This window comes from Arthrobacter sp. P1_B3 (genome assembly GCF_056406615.1).
Map to the genome: position 1 here is coordinate 19,901 of NZ_JBFTZV010000034.1, position 18,272 is coordinate 38,172.

An 18,272-nucleotide genomic window follows, 5' to 3' on the forward strand; every position below is an offset into this window, starting at 1 on the left:
GGGCGGACTGGACACCGCCACGCTGGACCTGCCCGGCTGGCAGCACGTCTACTCCGGGAAAGTCCGCGACCTCTACGTCCCCGCGGACCCGGCCTTCACCGAACGTTTCGGCCAGGACTGCGTCCTGGTGGTGGCCAGCGACCGCATCAGCGCCTATGACCACGTCCTGGCCAGCGAGATCCCGGACAAGGGCCGCATCCTGACCCAGCTGAGCCTGTGGTGGTTCGAACAGCTCGGCGTCGCCCACCACGTCCTCGCGTCCACGGTCGACGGCGGTGTTCCCGCCGCCGTCGAGGGCCGGGCGATGATCTGCAAGAAACTGGACATGTTCCCGGTCGAATGCATCGCGCGCGGCTACCTCACCGGCTCCGGGCTCCTGGAGTACCGCGAGTCGGGCACCGTGTGCGCCATCCCGCTGCCCGCCGGCCTTGTGGACGGATCGCGGCTGCAGGAAGCCATCTTCACACCCTCGGCGAAGGCCGAGGTGGGCGAGCACGACGAGAACATCACCTACGACGCCGTCGTGGGCCTGGTCGGTGCGGACGTGGCGGCGAATTTGAGCCGGCTGACCCTGGAGATCTACACCAAGGCCGAGGAAATCGCGCGCGGCCGCGGCATCATCCTGGCTGACACCAAGGTGGAATTCGGCCTCGACGCCGCCACCGGCGTCATCACCCTGGGCGATGAGGTGCTGACCCCGGATTCCTCACGCTTCTGGGATGCGRCCACGTACCAGCCCGGGCAGGCCCAGCCGTCCTACGACAAGCAGTATGTGCGCGACTGGCTGACCTCGGCCGAATCGGGCTGGGACAAGGCCTCCGACACGCCCCCGCCCGTCCTTCCGGCCGACGTCGTGGCGCGCACGCGCAGCCGCTATGTGGAGGCCTACGAGAAGCTCACCGGCCGGACGTTCGCCTAGCCCGTCCGGGCCGGGGCTACGCTTCCGCGGAAGCGGCCTCGGCCCGCCGCTGGGCCAGCTTGATCTCGAGCACGGCGTCCAGGGCCTGCTGGACCCGGTCCGAGGCGCCTGCCGCGCTGAACTCCTTCTGGGCTTCCTCGAGGTACACCAGGGCCTCCGCGGATTCCCCGGCGGCCTTGAGGGCCTTGCCCAGCAGCAGGGAGACCTCGCCTGCGGTGTGCCGGGCCAGCGCCTCCCGCTCGGCGGGGATCTCGCGCAGCTTCTGGACGGCGGCCACGATGTCGCCGGTGAGGTAGAGCCAGCGGGCGCGGATGAAGGCGACTTCGAGCTGGTCCGTCTTGTTGCCGCCGACAATCGAGAGGGCCAGTTCGGCGCGCTCGATCGATGACAGCGTCTCGGGTTCGACGATTCCCGAGGAGAGGCGGACGGCGGCGGAGGCCTTGTTGAACCGGGCCCACAGGTCGATGTCATTGGCCGGGGACAGCAGCCGGCCGGCCCGCTCGTGGTATTTGATCCCCTCGGGGTAGTCGTGGCGCATGAAGGCCACGTTGCCGATCACCCAGGCCACTTCGCCGGCGAGCTGGGACATTGAGTGGTCGTCCATCTGGTCGTTCATGGCCTGGCAGTACTCCCAGGCCTCATCGAGCCGGCCGCTCTCGGCCAGGGCGCCGATGAGGGCGCGGAGGGCGCCGATGATCATGGTGGAGCCCTTGGGCAGCTGGGCGCAGAGCCGCACCGCTTCCTGCGCATGCTCGACGGCGGCGGTCAGCTGCCCCTGCCCCTGCGAGGCTGCGGCGAGCATCTGTTGGGCCCGGACGCCGAGCCCGGCCGACTCCGCGGCCATCGGGTGCTCCAGCAGATTCTGGACCACGTCCTTGCACTCCTGCCAGAGGCCCTGCTTGATCAGGCACTCGGCCTGCATATAGGTCATGTTCCACCACGCGCTGGTGTTCTTGGCCTCCAGGGCGATCTTGGCGGCGGCGGCGGCGTGGGTGGCGGCCACGGGGTAGTCCCGGAGGTCCCAGGCCTGCCGGGCATACAGTCCCGCGAGCACGTATTCGGCGTCGCTGACGGAAACCGGCTGGCTCCAGGCCTCGAGCGCCTTGGGCGCCAGTTCGAGCCGGCGGGCAAGCTCTTCGATGACATCGGCAGTCGGCTCGCGGCGTCCGGTTTCCAGCAGAGAGATGTAGCTGGGGGAGTACAGGTCACGGCCCAGCTCCGCCTGCGTCAGGCCCCGTTCGAGCCGTTCCGCGCGGAGCTTCTCCCCAAATCCGTTCCCCACGGATACCTCCTAATTCCGGACATTCTTTGTACTAAATGCTTGACAGTCTCTGTGGAAACCATTTTACAATGTGTGTCAACAAGGGTAGTGCTGACTTGGTTAAGGACCCCAACCCATATTGAGGAAACCTATGTTGAAGAAGATTGCAGCCGGCGCCGTCTTGGCGGGCGCACTGGCATTCTCCGCCGCGGCCCCGGCCGTGCTGTCCGCTGCTTCACTTACCGATGTCTCAGACGTTGCCGCCGTCGGCAACTGGCCCGACCCCATGCGCGCCGCCCAGGCGGTGGGCAACTGGCCCGACCCCATGACCCACTCGCTGAACGTCGGCAACTGGCCCGATCCGATGTAACAGCCCCGATCTAACGGTGCAGCCCCGGGAGATTTCTCCCGGGGCTGTGTCGTGTCCGGGCAGCGTCCGCGCCGGGGGGACCGCCCGTGCGGGAGGCAACAAATAGTGCGGAAACGCAAAAGAGGACCCTCCGCGTGGGGGGCCCTCTTTTGTCTGTGGTCGGGATGACAGGATTTGAACCTGCGACCTCGTCGTCCCGAACGACGCGCGCTACCAAGCTGCGCCACATCCCGATCCGTTGCTTCAAAAGCAACTTCACAAGAGTATCCGATCAAGGCCCCGGATGTGAAATCGGGCCTGAGGACGACGCCGACGGGACGAAGTGGCCTGGCCGCCGTGCCGTCCCGGGCGGGCCCCGGGACGGCAGGAGCTGTTCAGACCAGCGAGTCTTTCCAGGCGCCGTGGAGCCGGGCGAAAGCGCCGCCGTCGCCGATCAGCTGCGCCGGGGTGCCGTCTTCGACGACGCGTCCGTCATGCACCACCAGGACCCGGTCCGCCGTCTCCACGGTGGAGAGCCGGTGGGCAATGATCAGCGCTGTCCGCCCGGAGCCGGCGGCAGCGTCCGGGCCGGAGTCCGCGTCTGCGGCGGGCTGGCCGCCGGTCTCAGACGGTCCGGCCTCCCGTGTCCCGCGCAGAAGCCCCGCGAGCCCCTGCTGGACCATGCGCTCCGACGGGATGTCCAGCGAGGACGTTGCCTCGTCCAGGATCAGGACGGCCGGGCGGGCCAAAAAAGCCCGGGCGAAGCTGATCAGCTGGCGCTGTCCGGCGGAGACGCGGCCGCCGCGCTTGTTGACGTCGGTGTCGTAGCCGTCCGGAAGGTCCATGATGAAGGCGTGCGCCCCCACTGCCCGGGCCGCGTCCTCGATCTCCTCGCGCGAGGCTTCGGGCCGGCCCAGGGCGATGTTGTCCGCCACGGACCCGCTGAACAGGAAGGCCTCCTGGGTGACCATGACGACGTGCCGGCGCAGGTCCTCGGTGGTGAGCTGGCGCAAGTCCACGCCGTCGAGGGTCACGGACCCGGCGGAGACGTCGTAGAAGCGGGCAATCAGCTTCGCGAGGGTGGACTTGCCGGCGCCTGTCTGCCCGACCAGCGCGACCGTCTGGCCAGCGGGGATGTGCAGGTCCAGCCGGGGGATGACGACCGGGCCGTCGCCGTAACGGAATTCGACGCCGTCGAAGTCGATACTGCCCCGCGCATGGTCCAGGGCAACGGGTGTCTTCGGCGGCCGCACGGTGGGGACCTCCTCGAGCAGGCCCGAGACCTTTTCCAGGGCCGCCTGGGCGCTCTGGAACGAGTTATAGAACATCGCCATCTGGTCCACCGGCTGGAAGAAACGCTTGGTGGACAGGATCAGGGCCAGGAGCACACCGACCTCGAGGTCGCCGCTGAGGACCCGGAAGCCGCCCGTGAGCAGCACGAGGGCCACGCAGACGTTCCCGATCAGCACCAGCCCGGGCTGGAAGATGCCGTTGAGGTTGATGGAGCGGACGGTCGCGCGCCGGTAGTCCTCCGACAGTTCGGCGTAGCGCGCGGCATTCTCGCGTTCCTTCCGGAACGCCTTCACAGCCCGGATGCCCGTCATGGTCTCCACGAAGTGCACGATCAGCCGGGCGGAGACCACCCGGGATTCGCGGAAGGCGATCTGTGAGTGCTTCTGGTACCAGCGGGCCAGGAAATACATCGGCACACCGGCGGCCAGCACCAGCACCCCGCTGCGCCAGTCCAGGGCGAACACCGTCACGGCCGTAAACGCCATGAACAGCATCCCCGAGGCCAGCGAGCTCACGCCGGAATCCAGGAGTTCGCGCAGGGCCTCCAGGTCCGAGGTCTGCCGGGCGATGATGCGGCCGGAGGTGTATTTCTCGTGGAATTCCAGGCTCAGCCGCTGGGTGTGGCGGAAGACCCGGACGCGGAGGTCCAGCAGCATCGCCTGGCTGAGCCGCGCCGTCGAGGTCACGTACAGGGCCGTCAGGCCGGCCGCCACGACGGCCGCGGCGAGGTAGGCGACGCCGGCGAAGACCAGGGGAAGGTTGTCGCCGGCGCGCACGGCCGGCAGGGCGTGGTCGATCCCGAAGGCTATCAGCGCCGGCCCGGCCACGCGGGCGGCCTGGGACAGGACGACGGCGCCGATGGTCAGCCAGAAACGGGCCCGGACGGGGCGGATCAGGGAGCCCAGAAGGGTCAGGGAGCGCCGCCGGACGGCCTTGCTCTCGTTCCGGCTGAGGTGCGCGTTGTCCTCATTGGCGGTACCGAACGTTGCGCTGCTCATCGGGAAATCTCCTCGGACTGGTCTTCGAGGGCGGACAATTCTGAATCCAGGTCCCGCGGTTCCGCGTCCAGGCTGGCGATCACGTAGCGGTAGTGGCTGTTTTTGGCGAGCAGTTCCGTGTGGGTTCCGACGGCGGCGATCCGGCCGTCCTCGAGCAGGGCCACCCGGTCGGCCAGCGCCACGGTGGAGGGCCGGTGGGCCACGATCAGCGTGGTGGTGTCCGCGAGGACCTGGCGCAGCCTTGCCTCGACGAGCACCTCGGTGTTCACATCCAGTGCCGAGAGCGGGTCGTCCAGGACCAGCACGGCAGGTTTCGCGGCAATGGCGCGGGCCAGGGCAATGCGCTGGCGCTGGCCGCCGGAGAGGCTGAGGCCCTCCTCGCCGATCAGGGTGTCCACCCCGTGCGGCAGCGAATAGGCGAAGTGGGCCTGGGCGACGTCGAGGGCTTCCTCCAGGGCCGCGTCGCGGCCTTCCGCCGACCCGGCGTCGGGCGCGCCGAGCAGGACGTTGTCCCGGACGGAGCTGGAGAACAAGGTGGTGTCTTCGAACGCGACCGCCACCGCGGTGCGCAGGTCCTCCACGCCGAACTCCCGCAGGTCCACGCCGTCGATGGTGATGGAGCCGCCGGTGACGTCGTAGAGGCGGGGGACCAGCTGGAGCAGGGCGCTCTTGCCGCTGCCGGTGATGCCCACGAGGGCCATGGTTTCGCCGGGCCGGATGTCCAGGGTGATGTTCTTGAGGATCGGCTTGTCCGGGGCGTCCTCGAACGCGAACGAGGCGTTGCGGAAGCTGAGGGCACCCTTGAGCCCGGCCGGCCGGCGGGGCTGGTCCGGGCTGGTGATCGTGTTTTGCGCGTCCATGACTTCGAAGTGCCGGTCCACCGCGGACTTCGCGGTGAGGGCCATCGCCAGCAGCATGCCGCAGAACTCGACCGGTGCGGCGACCACTGCGGCGGTGGCGAAGAAGGCCACGAGGGACCCGATGGAGAGCTGGTCCGTGGAGGCCAGCAGGATGCCGACGACGAGGCCGGCGCCGAGGGCGAGTTCGGGCAGGAGGGTCACCACCAGGCTGAAGGTTGCCAGGTGTTTGGCCTTGGCGATCTCCGTCTGCCGGAGTTCCTCGGCCTGTTCGTTGAAGTTCTCCAGCGCTTCGCGGCTGCGGCCGAACGCCTTCAGGACCCGGATGCCGTGGACGGATTCCTCGACCGTCGTGGCGAGGTCCCCGGCCTGGTCCTGGCTGCGGCGCGCCACCTTGCTGAACCGGGTGCGGAAGCGGAACCCGTAGATCATGATCGGCACGGCGGCGGCCAGGAAGATCAGGGCCAGCTGCCAGCTCATGGAGAACATCACCGCGACGCCGATCACCACGGTAAGCGTGGTGACCACCAGCATGATGGCGCCGAAGGCCATCCAGCGGCGCAGGAAGTTCAGGTCCGTCATGGCCCGGGAGAGCAGCTGCCCGGAGCCCCAGCGGTCATGGAAAGAGACCGTGAGGTCCTGAAGGTGCCCGTAGAGGGAGACCCGCATCCGGGTCTCGACGGTGGTGGCCGGATTGATGACGAACTGCCGGCGCAGGGCCACGAGGCCGGCCTCGGCGATGCCCAGGACGAGGATGAGGAGCGAGGCGCCCCAGACGGCGTCCGGGCTGCCGCCCGGCTGCAGGGACTCGTTGACCAGCACGCGCAGCACCTGCGGGATGGCCAGCGCCATGACACTGGCCAGCAGTGCGCAGAGCAGGCCCATGACCAGCCGGGGCAGGATGGGCCTGACGTGCGGGTAGAGACGGCTGATGGAGGTAAAGAATGAACTCTGCTTGGCCATGCCTGCTTCTTAAGACGCCCGTGCATAGATAGCACCGTTGAATGTAGTTTCCTGTAGCAACTACCCTAGGCCATCAAGTGACCGGATTCACACGTTGTTCAGCGCTCCCAGCATCTCGCCCAGTCATTACGATCCGCAATGGGGTCCGGGCGGCGCGCTGACCGCGGGACATGTCCAGTCTTAGGTGCAGCCCCCGTGGGACATGTCCAGTCTTGGGTGCAGCGGGTGGGCATTGTGGGTCCATGCCCAACGCTCGCGGTCTGGGGAGGGCATGTCCCGCGGGCGGCGGCGCGGGCGGAGGGCATGTCCACCCGTGAGGCCGGAGGGCCGGCAGGCCTAGATGCGGCAGGCTTAGGCGCGAGGGGAGGGCATGTCCCGCGGGCGGCGGCGCGGGGCGGGGTGCATGTCCACCCGTGAGGCCGGAAGGCGGGCAGGCTTAGGCGCGGGAGGTCAGCGTGAGCAGGACGGCTTCGGGCCGGCAGGCTATGCGGACCGGGGCGAAGCGGGAGGTGCCGATGCCCCCCGAGACGTTCACCGGCGTCGTACTGCCGTTGCTTTCCCAGGTGTGCAGTCCCCGGGCCCGCCAGGTGGGAAGGTCGCAGTTGGTGACCAGTGCCCCGTATCCCGGGACGCAGATCTGTCCACCGTGGGTATGGCCGGCCAGGAGGAGGTCGGCGCCAGCCTCGGTGAAGTGGTCGAGGACCCGCTGGTAGGGAGCGTGCGCCACGGCGATGCGCAGGTGCGGGTCGGCGTCCCGGCCCTTGGTGCCGCGCGGCCAGCCCGCATACCGTTCCAGGCGCAGGTGGGGATCGTCGACGCCGGAAAAATCGAAGCGGATGCCCTTCAGCACGACGGACTGGCAGCGGTTGGTCAGTTCCACCCAGCCTGACATGCCGAATTCGGAGCGCAGCCGGGGCCAGTCGAGCTTCTCAGGGTCTTTGCGCTGGGCCGAGGGGCCGCGCAAATATGAGGCGGGGTTCTTGACTCGCGGGCCGAAGTAGTCGTTCGAGCCGGGGACAAACACTCCGGGGAACTCCAACAGGGGACGCAGGGCCGCCACGAGGGGGTCAACGCCCTTGGCATGGCTGAGGTTGTCGCCCGTATTCACCACGAGGTCCGGCCTCAACTCCGCCAGGGACGACAGCCACCGCGCCTTCCGGTGCTGGCCCGGCACGAAGTGGATGTCGGAGAGATGCAGGACCCGGAACGGGCCGAAACCCGCAGGCAGTATGGGGAGGGTTTCCTCCCTGAGCACGAACTGGTTCTTCTCCCACAGCCCGTAGCCTGCAGCGGCCGCCCCGGCCGCCGTCCCGATCGCAGCGGTCACGGCAAAGCCGCGTCCGATGCTTCGGACGCGGCTTGCCAGATCATTCCCCCGGGTCATCGGCTACTTCCTGCTGGACTTTGTCGGTGACGGCTTCGGGTCGGCGGACGGTTCCGTGGCCGGCTCGGTGCTTTGCTCCGTCGGGGTGGACGTCCGCGGCGGCGCTTCCGGGGCCGGCGCGTTCAGCAGGTTCGACGGCGGGGCCGGGAACGGATCGGTGCCGTAGGCCGGCGCGACCTGGGCCATGTAGTTCGAGAACTGCGGTCCGGCGATCATGTAACCGTCGATCCCCTTGTAGAACTTGCCGTTGATCGTGACGTTCTGGCCGGCGCGCTGCTGGTTGCCCAGGGGATCGCCAAACCACGTGGCCGTCGCCAGGCCCTTGGTGTAGCCCGCCACCCACGTGGAGCTGTTGGTGTCGTTGGTTCCGGTCTTCGCGGCGATGGGGAAGGTGGTCCGGGTCGAAATCCGGGGCTGGATCAGCGAGCCCGAGCCGCGGTTGAGCACTTCCTGCATGGCGTACGCGACGCCGTGGGCCACCTCGGGCTTGATCGCGTCCCTGCAGTTCGGTGTTTGGGCCGGCAGCTGGGCACCGGTTGCGTCCGTCACCGAATCAATGGCGATCGGCTCGCAGTACTTGCCGTCGTTGGCGAAGGTGGCGAACGCGCTGGCCATGGTCAGCGGCGCCGTCTGGGTGGACCCGATGAGGTTGCCGAGAGTGGTCATTGGCACTTGGGGGTTGGGGTTGTCCGCGCTCGGCAGGCCGCCGTGGATGCCGACGGCATCGACGATCTTCTGGATACCGCAGAGGTCCACCTGGGCCGCAGTGGCGAAAGTGATCGTGTTGATGGAGTTGGCCAGGCCGTCAACGACCGACATGTACTTGTAGTAGCCCTCCTCCGCGTTCTGCAGGTCATGGGTGCCGTTCGTCGCGTCATACCAGCCGACGGTCGGTGCCGGGCAGGTGTTCCGCCACGGGAAGTTCTGGGTATACCGGCGCACGGCGCCGTTGAGCTGCGTGCTCATCGACTTGCCCTCATTGAGCCACTCCGCAAACGTGAAGGGCTTCATGGTGGAGCCGGGCTGGAAGCCGCCGAGGCCATTGAGGTCGTTGCCCTTGGCGTCCTGGCTGTCCACGTTGAAGTTCTGGGTCTGGTCGAACTTGCCCTCGGCCGGGAACCAGACGGTGTTCTGGGCCATGGAGATGATCTTGCCGGAGCCCGGCTGCACGGACACTAGCGAGGCGCCCCACTTGTCAGGGTTCGCGCCGGCTGAAGCGTCAACCTGACCCTGGGCCACGGCCTGGGCGTTCGGGTCCAGCGTGGTCTTGATGGTCAGGCCGCCGCGGAAGATCTTGCGCTCACGCTCGGCGGCGTCGGCACCGTAGGCCGGGTTGTTCAGGAGCAGGTGGAGCACATAGTCGCAGAAATACGGCGCCGTCTGCGAATAGGCACAGCCCTGGCGGGGCTGGGTGACCTTGGTTTCCACCGGCGTTGCGACCGCTGCGTCGTAGTCGGCCTGCTTGATCTTGCCCTGGGTCAGCATTGCGCTGAGCACGAGGTCGCGACGGACCTTGGCGTTCTCCGGATTAGTGATCGGGTCGTAGTACGAGGGGCTGTTCACGACGCCTGCCAGCAGTGCCGCCTGCGCAAGGGTCAGGTCCTTGGCCGTGGTGCTGAAGAAGAACTTGGATGCGGCTTCGATGCCATAGGCGTCCCGGTTGAAGAACACGATGTTCAGGTAGCCCTCGAGGATCTGCTCCTTCGTGAACTTCTTCTCCAGCGCGATGGCCAGCTTCATTTCACGGAGCTTGTCCCCGACCCCCTTGTTGACGCCGTTGAGGAGGACCTCGTCGCCCTTGCCTTCGGCCTCCAGCGAGGAGTTGATGACGTTGTTCACGTACTGCTGGGTAATGGTGGACGCGCCCTGCTTGTTGCCGCGGGCGGTGCTCACCAGGGCGCGCAGGATGCCGGTGGTGTCCACGCCGCCGTGCTCGTAGAAGCGGCTGTCCTCGATGGCGATGATCGCGTCCTTGATGTGCGGGGACATCTGGTCCAGCGACACACGGGTGCGGTTTTCCGCGTAGAGGTTGGCGATCACGCTGCCGTCGGAGGCCAGGATCGTGGTCGACTGGCTCGGCGGATCGACCTTCAACTCTGCGGGAAGGGTGTCAAAGAACTGGATCGAACCGCTCGCCGCGCTGCCCGAAACGGCCGCCGCGGGGACCAGGAGACCCGCCACCAGGACGCCACAAATGGCGCTCACGCCCAGGAAAAGAAAGATCTTTCCGAGGGTGGTGGCCGTGTCAAATAAAGGGTTCTTGCCAGTCGCCATGTTTTCCACTTTACCGGCAACGACTAGGCTTTATGTCATGACCAAATGGGAGTACGCCACGATTCCGCTCATTATCCATGCCACGAAGCAGATCCTGGACCAGTGGGGCGAGGACGGCTGGGAGCTCGTCCAGGTTGTTCCGGGCCCTGACGGAAACGGCCTGGTTGCCTACCTGAAGCGGGAGAAGCAGTAGCCATGAACACCCCCTCAGAAGCCTTTCCGGCCACGCCGGCGGGCGCGGAAAACGTCTCCAAGGACAGCGCCTCCGCAGCGGGCCACGCCGGCCGAACGGGCGCGTCGTCCGCCGTCGAACAGCGCCTGGCCGAGCTGGGCCTGACGCTCCCTGACGTCGCGGCCCCGGTCGCGGCGTATGTTCCGGCCGTCATTTCCGGCAACCACGTCTACACCTCCGGGCAGCTGCCGTTCATCAACGGCAAGCTCGAAGCCACCGGCAAGGTCTCCGCCGGCTCAGCCGGCGCCGCCGACGAGTCCACGGTTTCCCCGGAAGACGCGAAGGCCTACGCTGCCGTCTGCGCCGTCAACGCCCTGGCTGCCGTCAAGAGCGTGATCGGCGACCTCGACCGCATCACGCGGATCGTCAAGGTTGTCGGTTTTGTTTCCTCCGACCCTTCCTTTACCGGCCAGCCCGGCGTTATCAACGGCGCCTCGGAGCTGCTGGGCCAGGTCCTCGGCGACGCCGGCCAGCACGCGCGTTCCGCCGTCGGGGTATCCGTCCTGCCGCTCGACTCGCCCGTCGAAGTCGAACTGATCGCCGAATTCGCCTAGAAGGCCGGTCACTTCGTTGCCTCAGTTAGCACGTCGCCTTTTCGTTCTGCCCCCCGATCTCGAGGGAGCAGCCCGCAGCTGGATTGAACACGGTGAGCGGACGCCCCGCGCGCCCCGCCTGGCGTCCTCGGTGATCCTCCTGCGGGACTCGCCCACCGGCCTGGAAACCTGGCTCGGTTACCGGACCGGGTCCTCCCCGCTCGGTGTCCTCGCCTTCCCCGGCGGATCGCTGGAAGCGTCCGACGACGACGCCGTCGGCTGGCTTGGCCCCTCGCCGCAGCACTGGGCCGAGCACATGGGGACGTCCGACGTCGGGCTGGCGCGCCGCCACGTGGTCGGCGCCATCCGGGAACTGTTTGAGGAGACCGGCATCCTGCTGGCCGGCCCCGACCTGTCCACCACGGTGGAACTGACCTCCAGTGCCGACTGGATGCGCGCCCGCGAAGCCGTGGCGGAGCAGGAGAAGTCCTTCACCGACCTGCTCGCCAAGCGCGGACTCTCGCTGCGCACCGACCTGCTCAAGCCCCTGGTGAACTGGCTCAGCCCCGATTTTGCGCACCGCCGGTTCAACACCCGTTACTTCGCGGCCACCGTGCCCGTGAACCAGCAGCCCTCGCTGCTGGCCAGCAAGGGCGTCTGGGGCCGCTGGGTGTGCGTCCGGAAAGTCGTGGGCGAGCGGGACAGCACCGTGCTTGGCGATGAGGTGGACCAGGAGAACACCGTGGGCCGCACCCTGGGCGAACTCCTGGTGCCCGGCTCGGAGATCATGCTCGAGAAGATGGCCAAGGCCAACGGCTGCATCGCCTACCTCAGCTACAAGCGCAAGGCCCACGTCTACCAGCCGAAGCTCGTCGAGGAAGAGGGCCGGCTCATGCTCGAAGTCGAAGCCGCCAAGACGATTGCCGGCGAACCCCAGCGGGAACGCTAGGTCCCTCCGCACCACTGGACATGCCTTTCCCTGGCCCGGTCCAGTGGACATGTCCCTTCTTGCCGTGTGCCGGCCCGGGACATGCCCTTCCCTGGCCCGGTCCAGTGGACATAGTGGCATTATGTCCAGCCCTCGCCACCGGAGCTGGACATGTCCCGCGGACAAGCAGGCGGACGAAGCCCCGGGGAAAACGACAGAAGGCCGGTCCCGTTCCCGGGGCCGGCCTTCGTGGTTGCTGCTGCGGATTCCTAGCGGGAACGCTGGCGCAGGCGCTGCATGTCAAGAATGACGACGGCGCGCGCTTCCAGGCGCAGCCAGCCGCGCTGCACGAATTCAGCGAGGGCCTTGTTGACCGTTTCGCGGGAGGCGCCGACCAGCTGGGCGAGCTCTTCCTGCGTCAGTTCGTGGGCGACCAGGACGCCGTCGGTCGCCGGGCGGCCGAAGCGGTCGGCCAGATCCAGCAGCGCCTTGGCCACACGGCCCGGCACGTCGGAGAAGACGAGGTCGGAGAGGGAGTCGTTGGTGCGGCGCAGGCGGCGGGCCAGGGCCTGCAGCAGCTGGGCCGAAACCTCGGGGCGGGTGCGCAGCAGCGCGTTGAGGCTCTCGTTCTTCAGGCCGGCCAGACGCGTCTCGGACACGGCGGTTGCCGTGGCCGTTCGCGGGCTGGGGTCGAAAAGCGCCATTTCGCCGAAAAGTTCGCCCGGGCCGAGGATGGCCAGCAGTGATTCGCGGCCGTCCGGTGACGTGCGGCCGAGCTTCACCTTGCCGGAGACGATGAAGTAGAGCTGGTCACCCTGATCGCCTTCCCGGAATACCGAGGCACCGCGTGAAAGGTCCACCTCGGTAAGTTCGTCCGTCAGCAGACGGAACGCCTCGTCGTCGAGCGTGGCGAAAAGGGGAGCGCGGCGCAATACCTCGATATCCATGAAATCTCCTGACTAACTGTGTCGGCTGGGGCGCTTCAGCCATTCTTTCAGAATTTTGGAGCTTCTGTGACGTAGTTGGCACCGAAACGCCCGAAGGGGCCGAAAGCGCACGACTCGGGAAGTCCGCGCAGATCACTGCGCAGGCTAACGCCCGGTCGGCAAACGTTCAGCTTACACCGGTACAATCGTCGCTGAACTGTCTGTGAGGAGCCCCGGTGTTTGGCTTGACCATTTTGGACCTGGCGTTGGTGGTGGCGCTCTTGTCCTACCTGATCCACGGTCTTCGCAACGGCTTCCTTGTGACGCTCGGAGGCATCGCGGGATTCGCGGCCGGCGCCGTCGCCGCCTTCGTGTCCGTTCCCATCGTCAGCGGCCTTGTGGAGGACAGCGGCTGGCGCCTGACGGCAATCGTTGCCACCGCCGTCCTGCTCATGATCGTGGGCAACGGGCTCGGCACCATGATCGGGCGGCAAATCCGCAGCGTGGTCCCGTTCAGCCCCCTCCGCGCGGCGGACCGCCTCGTCGGCGGAGGCGTAAACGTGGTGGTCTCCGCCCTCGTGATGTCGATGCTGGCATTCAGCATCGGGGCCCTGGGCGTGCCGTTCGTGTCGCAGCAGCTCGCGGAGTCCAAAGTCATCAGGTTCATCGACGGCGTGACGCCGACGCCGGTCAAGGCATCGATGGCCCAGCTTCGCTCCACCGTGATCGGCGAGGGCATCCCCACCTTGCTGGACGGCTTCGGCCAGGGCCAGCCCGTAGCCGTTCCAGACACCAGCACAGACACGCCGGCGCTGAACAAGGCTGCCGCGTCCGTACTCAAGATCGCCGGAACGGCCTACCAGTGCGGCCAGAACCAGACCGGAACCGGGTTTGTGGTCGCCCCCGGGCGGGTGGTGACGAACGCGCACGTGGTCGCCGGGGTCGACGAGCCGGTGGTGGAGACGCCCGGCGGCCGCGCGCTGCCCGGGCGCGTCGTCTACTTTGACTCCCAGCACGACCTCGCCGTTGTGGCGGTGGAAGGCCTGCGCTCGGAACCCCTCGCGCTGGCCGCTGACCTGCCGTCCGGCAGTGCCGCGGCCTTCGCCGGTTATCCGCACGGCGGGCCCTTCCAGTCCAAACCGGCCACGGTGCAGGACATCGCTACCGTGCTGGTACCCGACATCTATGGCAATAACGCCTCACCCGAGGACGTGTACCGGATCGCCGGCGACGTGCAGCCGGGCAACTCCGGCGGCCCGCTCCTGACCATGGACGGGCAGGTGGCGGGCGTGGTCTTTGCCAAGGCCACCACCGAGTCCTCGCTCGGTTTTGCGATCACCATGGCTGATCTCGGGCCCGTGGCAGCCCAGGCGCCGGGTCTGGGCAGTGCCGTCTCCTCCGGACAGTGCATCAAGAAATAGCCGGACGGCCCGCACAGGCCATAGCCATACCCAGGCTAAAGCCACTCCAGGCTCTGCCCGTGCGGGCCCGTAATGGCCGCCGGCTGGCCGTCCTGCAGCAACAGGAACCGGCCGCGGAGCCGGGCGTCATCCATTTCCGGGACCACATTGGACCCGTCCGCCTGCGCAATTACCGTGTGGCCTTCGTTCGAAAGCCAGTGGCAGCCCCGCTCGGCCGCCAGATCCCCCATGGTGCGCCGGAACTTGGAGCGGCCGCCGGCATCCAGATACCCCATCACGGCGCTGTGGAAAACCACCAGGGCTGCGTCGGCCGGGGCGCGGCCGGCGAGTGCCACGAGCTGTTCGTTGAGGTCGCCGGCCACCAGTAGCGGCGGCCGTTCCTGGGCGATGGCGATCGCCTGGCGCAGCCGTTCGAGCCGGAACTCCTGCTCCGGCCAGATGAGGGCTTCGAGCCAGGCGACGTCGTCCGGGTTGCGCACGTCCAGGGGGTTGAGATCGATCCCGGCACGCCATGCCACCCGGGGAATTTCCGCCGGCAGCGGCACCGGGCCCGAGGTGACGCAGTGCAGGACAGGAAACGTGCCCGGCGTGGCACCGGCCGGAACCAGCCGCGTCGTCCGTGCTTCCGTGGCCTCCGCCGGGTCGGCGCCCGATTCCGCCGCGTCGGCGTCCGCCGCGCCACCACCCGCCGCGCCGGCGTCCGCCCGTGCGCCGACAAACTCGTAGCCATAGCGGTCAGGGAACAAAGCCAGCCCGGCCGAGGCGCCCACCTCGATGAGGGCCAACGGGCGGCCCTCCACGGCCGAAATCTGTGCGAGTGACGGCAGCAGGGCGGCGCAGCGTCCGGCCTCGTTCGCCTGCGTGGACCGCGAGAGCACGATTTCCGAAACCTCGGTCCAGCGATCGTCCAGGAAGGTCCGGAAATCGCGGTAGGGGCTGACCTGCGCGCCGAGGAACCGTGCCGCGGCGAGGATCAGCAGCGGCTGCCGCTTGTTGTGCGGCCACTGATCGATCCGCCGGATCAGCTCGGCGTCCCCGGCGATCCCCACGGCCCACGCGGCGTAGCACGGGGAGGAACCGGGGGCCTCGAATGAGCCGAAGTGCCGGTACCACTGCGCCGTAGCCGAATCCGTAGCCGAATCCGTGGCCGAATCGGCGGCCGAGTCCCCGGACGCCGCCGCGGACTCCGTGGGGGACATGCTCAGTCCTGGTCCGCGTGCAGTCCGGCGAGGTATTCCACCGCGAAGCGGTAGCCCAGGATCCCGGCGCCGGCGATCACGGCCTTGCTGATGTCTGAAAGGTAGGAATGGTGCCGGAAGGCCTCGCGGGCGTGAACATTGGTGATGTGCACCTCGACCGTCGGCAGGGCAACAGCGGAGATGGCGTCCCGGATGGCCACGGACGTGTGCGTGTAGGCGCCGGCGTTGATCACGATTCCTACCGCCTTCCCGCGCGCGGCGTGGATGGCGTCCACCAGGGCGCCCTCGTGGTTGGACTGGAAGCACTCCACGTCCAGGCCGTGTGCCGCGCCGGCGTCTTTGGCGAGCTGTTCGACGTCGGCCAGCGTCGCCGTCCCGTATTTCTCCGGCTCGCGGGTGCCGAGCAAGTTCAAATTGGGTCCGTTGAGTACCAGAATGGTGCCGCGGCCTGCGCCGGCGGGGGTGGCTTCAGTCATGTCTGACAATGTATCGCGTAGCGTCGCCGGCTGCCGCCCCGGCGGCGGAAACGGAACGCAGATGACCGCCCGGAAGCGACCGGCCGGCTCTGGCCCGCACCGGCCCGCCTGCCTAAACTGAAAGGACCATCGTGCGGAGCTCCCGTACTGGTCAGCTCGCGCGGTAAGCCCGATCTCGGAGCACATCATGCGCAACATTCATGCAGGAAAACCAATCCGCCGGGCCGCCGTGGGCATCCTCGCCCTTGCGGCGTTCCTCGTGCCGGCGCCTCTGGCCACCGCCGCCCGAGCGGACCGGGATGACCGGACCTCGGTGATCACACTCCCCGGCGCCACCGGTGCTGAAGGCATCGCCGCAGGGGAGGGCGACACGTTTTTCGCCGGCGACCTGCTCAACGGGAACATCTTCCGGGGAGACATTGACAAAGGCAAGGCAAAACTGTTCATCACGGCGCCGGAGGGCCGGGCAGCGGTCGGCATGAAGGTCGACCGGGACAACGACCTGCTCTTCGTCGCCGGCGGCGAAACCGGCCAGGCCTATGTCTATGACCTGGAGACCAAGAAAACCGTGAGAGTCTACGATCTGGCGCCTGCAGGTGCCAGCTTCATCAATGACGTCACCCTGACCCACGACGGCGCGTGGTTCACCAACTCCCGCGCCGGTGAGCTCTACCGGATCCCGATCAGCCGCGACGGGATACCCGGCGACGCCCGCACCCTGGCGCTCGACGCACCCGCCGGCACCGTGGACGAGGGGTTTAACCTCAACGGCATCGCCGCCGCCAAGAATGGCCACCTGCTGATCGTCGCCCACTTCGGCCGCGGCGCCCTTTACAGCGTGGACCCGGACGACGGATCGAACAGGTTGATCGATGTCACGGACTCCTCCGGGGCCCCGGTCACCGTGACGAACGTGGACGGCTTGGTCGTCCGTGGTAACACCCTCTGGGCCGTGCAGAACTTCCTCAACCAGGTCAGCCGGATCGACCTGAAGGGGTCGCTGCGCAGCGGCGAGGTACAGGAAGTGATCTCCAGCAAGAACTTCGATGTCCCGACGACGGCGGCGTTGTTCGGCAATACTCTCGCCCTGGTCAACGCGAAATTCGCCACCCCCGCAGCAAGCAGCTTCGAGGTGGTCCTCGTCGCGGCCCGCTCCCGCGGCTGAGGTACCGGGTCAACCGGCGGGACGAGTCCCTATCCTGTTGCGAGGCGCTCGATCCGCCGCAGCGCCAGGGCGCACACCGGAAGGTAGGCCGGCGCCCACCACGGGACCGTGAAGGTGACGAGGCAGCCTCCGTCCTGCGGAAAGACCCGGTGGCCGGTTGCCGGGATCCCGGCCACCGACCAGGACCAGTACCGACCGGCCTCAAACGCTGTCACGGTGTACGGCAGCGCCGCACCCAGGACAGTGCGGACTTTGCCGCGGCTGCAGAACGCAAGCCCTCCGGATCCGGGCCCGGCTGCCGGACCGGGCCGGGCCGCCACCGGCTCGACGCCGGTGATCGACGGCCCCCAGTCCGGCCACCTGGAGGTCTCGGTGAGCAAGGCCCAGACGTCCTCCGTGGACGCGGCGATCCGGCGCGACACCTCGAAAGTCATTTCACTTTCTCAGCGATTGCGCGATCTGGGCCATGACTGTGTTGTCCGCCAGGGTGGTCGCGTCGCCGACCTCGCGGCCTTCCGCGACGTCCTTGAGCAGGCGGCGCATGATCTTCCCGGACCGGGTCTTGGGCAGTTCGGGAACCACGAGGATGGTCTTGGGCTTGGCGATCGGACCGATTTCCTTGCCCACATGGTTGCGGAGTTCCTGGACGATGGTGTCGCCGGAGTCCACGGCATCCCCGCGAAGGATCACGAAGGCGACGACGGCCTGGCCGGTGGTCTCGTCCGCGGCTCCGACGACGGCGGCTTCCGCCACCGCGGGGTGGGACACCAGGGCGGACTCGATTTCGGCGGTGGAGAGCCGGTGGCCGGAAATGTTCATCACGTCATCGACCCGGCCCAGCAGCCAGAGGTCGCCGTCCTCGTCCTTCTTGGCGCCGTCGCCGGCGAAGTACATGGTCTCGAAGCGGGACCAGTACGTTTCCTTGAACCGCTCCGGGTCGCCCCAGATCCCGCGCAGCATGGCCGGCCACGGTTCGCGGATCACCAGGAAGCCGCCGTGGCCGTTGGGCACCGATTCGCCGAGCTCGTCCACGACGTCCACGGCGATGCCGGGCAGCGGGACTTGGGCCGAGCCGGGCTTGGTGGCCGTGACGC

At 67.9% G+C, this 18,272-nt stretch carries 17 protein-coding genes and 1 tRNA gene; 7 read left to right on the forward strand and 11 right to left on the reverse strand.

All coding sequences use genetic code 11. The features are described from left to right. Positions 1 to 7 precede the first annotated feature (7 nt). Positions 8 to 919 (forward strand): phosphoribosylaminoimidazolesuccinocarboxamide synthase, encoded by a 912-nt coding sequence (locus tag AC1D2F_RS21865; protein WP_476967697.1) that lies wholly within the window; start codon positions 8 to 10, stop codon positions 917 to 919. 16 nt (positions 920 to 935) lie between these two features. On the opposite strand, the gene AC1D2F_RS21870 is transcribed toward AC1D2F_RS21865, so the two are convergent. Next, complete coding sequence (locus tag AC1D2F_RS21870) at positions 936 to 2,201, reverse strand: helix-turn-helix domain-containing protein (protein ID WP_476967689.1); 1,266 nt, start codon at positions 2,199 to 2,201, stop codon at positions 936 to 938. Between the two features lie 130 nt (positions 2,202 to 2,331). On the opposite strand from AC1D2F_RS21870, the gene AC1D2F_RS21875 reads away from it, so the two are divergent. After that, positions 2,332 to 2,550 carry a hypothetical protein gene (locus tag AC1D2F_RS21875; protein WP_229995200.1) on the forward strand — a complete coding sequence of 73 codons (219 nt, stop codon included), beginning with the start codon at positions 2,332 to 2,334 and terminating at the stop codon, positions 2,548 to 2,550. Between the two features lie 156 nt (positions 2,551 to 2,706). Here AC1D2F_RS21875 and AC1D2F_RS21880 read toward each other — a convergent pair. The 5 genes from AC1D2F_RS21880 to AC1D2F_RS21900 form a co-directional block, all read right to left on the reverse strand. Next, positions 2,707 to 2,783, reverse strand: a tRNA-Pro gene (locus AC1D2F_RS21880). A 141-nt stretch (positions 2,784 to 2,924) separates the two neighbouring features. Continuing rightward, positions 2,925 to 4,820 (reverse strand): ABC transporter ATP-binding protein, encoded by a 1,896-nt coding sequence (locus AC1D2F_RS21885; RefSeq protein ID WP_476967690.1) that lies wholly within the window; start codon positions 4,818 to 4,820, stop codon positions 2,925 to 2,927. Further along, positions 4,817 to 6,640 carry an ABC transporter ATP-binding protein gene (locus AC1D2F_RS21890; RefSeq protein ID WP_364746372.1) on the reverse strand — a complete coding sequence of 608 codons (1,824 nt, stop codon included), beginning with the start codon at positions 6,638 to 6,640 and terminating at the stop codon, positions 4,817 to 4,819. The genes AC1D2F_RS21885 and AC1D2F_RS21890 overlap by 4 nt, the downstream gene beginning before the upstream one ends. 436 nt (positions 6,641 to 7,076) lie before the next feature. Continuing rightward, a complete protein-coding gene (locus AC1D2F_RS21895) occupies positions 7,077 to 8,024 on the reverse strand; it encodes a metallophosphoesterase (protein ID WP_364746369.1) in 948 nt (315 codons plus the stop codon). Between the two features lie 3 nt (positions 8,025 to 8,027). Next, positions 8,028 to 10,298, reverse strand: a complete 2,271-nt coding sequence (locus AC1D2F_RS21900) for a transglycosylase domain-containing protein (protein WP_229995204.1) — start codon at positions 10,296 to 10,298, stop codon at positions 8,028 to 8,030. Between the two features lie 37 nt (positions 10,299 to 10,335). Here AC1D2F_RS21900 and AC1D2F_RS21905 point away from each other — a divergent pair, with 37 nt between their 5' ends. Genes AC1D2F_RS21905 through AC1D2F_RS21915 form a run of 3 tightly spaced genes read left to right on the forward strand, consistent with a single transcriptional unit; the run spans position 10,336 to position 12,012 of the window. Beyond that, on the forward strand, positions 10,336 to 10,491 hold the full coding sequence (locus AC1D2F_RS21905; RefSeq protein WP_009359196.1) for a DUF4177 domain-containing protein: 156 nt from the start codon (positions 10,336 to 10,338) through the stop codon (positions 10,489 to 10,491). Between the two features lie 2 nt (positions 10,492 to 10,493). Continuing rightward, positions 10,494 to 11,084, forward strand: coding sequence for a RidA family protein (locus AC1D2F_RS21910; RefSeq protein WP_476967691.1), 591 nt, complete (start codon positions 10,494 to 10,496; stop codon positions 11,082 to 11,084). A gap of 16 nt (positions 11,085 to 11,100) precedes the next feature. Then, positions 11,101 to 12,012, forward strand: a complete 912-nt coding sequence (locus tag AC1D2F_RS21915; protein WP_229995206.1) for an NUDIX hydrolase — start codon at positions 11,101 to 11,103, stop codon at positions 12,010 to 12,012. A gap of 248 nt (positions 12,013 to 12,260) precedes the next feature. Here AC1D2F_RS21915 and AC1D2F_RS21920 read toward each other — a convergent pair whose 3' ends face one another. Then, positions 12,261 to 12,938 (reverse strand): Crp/Fnr family transcriptional regulator, encoded by a 678-nt coding sequence (locus tag AC1D2F_RS21920; protein ID WP_011693220.1) that lies wholly within the window; start codon positions 12,936 to 12,938, stop codon positions 12,261 to 12,263. A 215-nt stretch (positions 12,939 to 13,153) separates the two neighbouring features. Here AC1D2F_RS21920 and AC1D2F_RS21925 point away from each other — a divergent pair, with 215 nt between their 5' ends. After that, on the forward strand, positions 13,154 to 14,338 hold the full coding sequence (locus tag AC1D2F_RS21925) for a MarP family serine protease (RefSeq protein ID WP_476967692.1): 1,185 nt from the start codon (positions 13,154 to 13,156) through the stop codon (positions 14,336 to 14,338). A 35-nt stretch (positions 14,339 to 14,373) separates the two neighbouring features. Here the strand turns inward: AC1D2F_RS21925 and AC1D2F_RS21930 are convergent, their stop codons facing one another. Together AC1D2F_RS21930 and aroQ are read right to left on the reverse strand one after the other, a co-directional pair. Then, entirely contained in the window at positions 14,374 to 15,537 is a 1,164-nt protein-coding gene (locus AC1D2F_RS21930; protein WP_476967693.1) for a DUF2332 domain-containing protein, read from the reverse strand. 2 nt (positions 15,538 to 15,539) lie between these two features. Beyond that, on the reverse strand, positions 15,540 to 16,013 hold the full coding sequence (gene aroQ / locus AC1D2F_RS21935) for a type II 3-dehydroquinate dehydratase (RefSeq protein ID WP_229995209.1): 474 nt from the start codon (positions 16,011 to 16,013) through the stop codon (positions 15,540 to 15,542). A 187-nt stretch (positions 16,014 to 16,200) separates the two neighbouring features. Here aroQ and AC1D2F_RS21940 point away from each other — a divergent pair, with 187 nt between their 5' ends. Further along, a complete protein-coding gene (locus AC1D2F_RS21940; protein ID WP_476967694.1) occupies positions 16,201 to 17,178 on the forward strand; it encodes an SMP-30/gluconolactonase/LRE family protein in 978 nt (325 codons plus the stop codon). Between the two features lie 29 nt (positions 17,179 to 17,207). Here the strand turns inward: AC1D2F_RS21940 and AC1D2F_RS21945 are convergent, their stop codons facing one another. Next, positions 17,208 to 17,612, reverse strand: a complete 405-nt coding sequence (locus AC1D2F_RS21945; RefSeq protein ID WP_476967695.1) for an SRPBCC family protein — start codon at positions 17,610 to 17,612, stop codon at positions 17,208 to 17,210. A gap of 1 nt (position 17,613) precedes the next feature. Then, on the reverse strand, positions 17,614 to 18,272 hold a 659-nt coding region (locus AC1D2F_RS21950), incomplete at its 5' end, for an AMP-binding enzyme (protein WP_476967696.1).

Excerpts from the sequence above, each read along its gene's own strand:
- AC1D2F_RS21875 (WP_229995200.1), top strand. The coding sequence starts at position 2,332 with ATGTTGAAGAAGATTGCAGCCGGCGCCGTCTTGGCGGGCGCACTGGCA.
- AC1D2F_RS21900 (WP_229995204.1), bottom strand. The coding sequence starts at position 10,298 with ATGGCGACTGGCAAGAACCCTTTATTTGACACGGCCACCACCCTCGGA.
- AC1D2F_RS21940 (WP_476967694.1), top strand. The coding sequence starts at position 16,201 with ATGCGCAACATTCATGCAGGAAAACCAATCCGCCGGGCCGCCGTGGGC.
- AC1D2F_RS21895 (WP_364746369.1), bottom strand. The coding sequence starts at position 8,024 with ATGACCCGGGGGAATGATCTGGCAAGCCGCGTCCGAAGCATCGGACGC.
- AC1D2F_RS21905 (WP_009359196.1), top strand. The coding sequence starts at position 10,336 with ATGACCAAATGGGAGTACGCCACGATTCCGCTCATTATCCATGCCACG.
- AC1D2F_RS21910 (WP_476967691.1), top strand. The coding sequence starts at position 10,494 with ATGAACACCCCCTCAGAAGCCTTTCCGGCCACGCCGGCGGGCGCGGAA.
- AC1D2F_RS21920 (WP_011693220.1), bottom strand. The coding sequence starts at position 12,938 with ATGGATATCGAGGTATTGCGCCGCGCTCCCCTTTTCGCCACGCTCGAC.
- AC1D2F_RS21885 (WP_476967690.1), bottom strand. The coding sequence starts at position 4,820 with ATGAGCAGCGCAACGTTCGGTACCGCCAATGAGGACAACGCGCACCTC.
- aroQ (WP_229995209.1), bottom strand. The coding sequence starts at position 16,013 with ATGACTGAAGCCACCCCCGCCGGCGCAGGCCGCGGCACCATTCTGGTA.
- AC1D2F_RS21945 (WP_476967695.1), bottom strand. The coding sequence starts at position 17,612 with ATGACTTTCGAGGTGTCGCGCCGGATCGCCGCGTCCACGGAGGACGTC.
- AC1D2F_RS21890 (WP_364746372.1), bottom strand. The coding sequence starts at position 6,640 with ATGGCCAAGCAGAGTTCATTCTTTACCTCCATCAGCCGTCTCTACCCG.
- AC1D2F_RS21930 (WP_476967693.1), bottom strand. The coding sequence starts at position 15,537 with ATGTCCCCCACGGAGTCCGCGGCGGCGTCCGGGGACTCGGCCGCCGAT.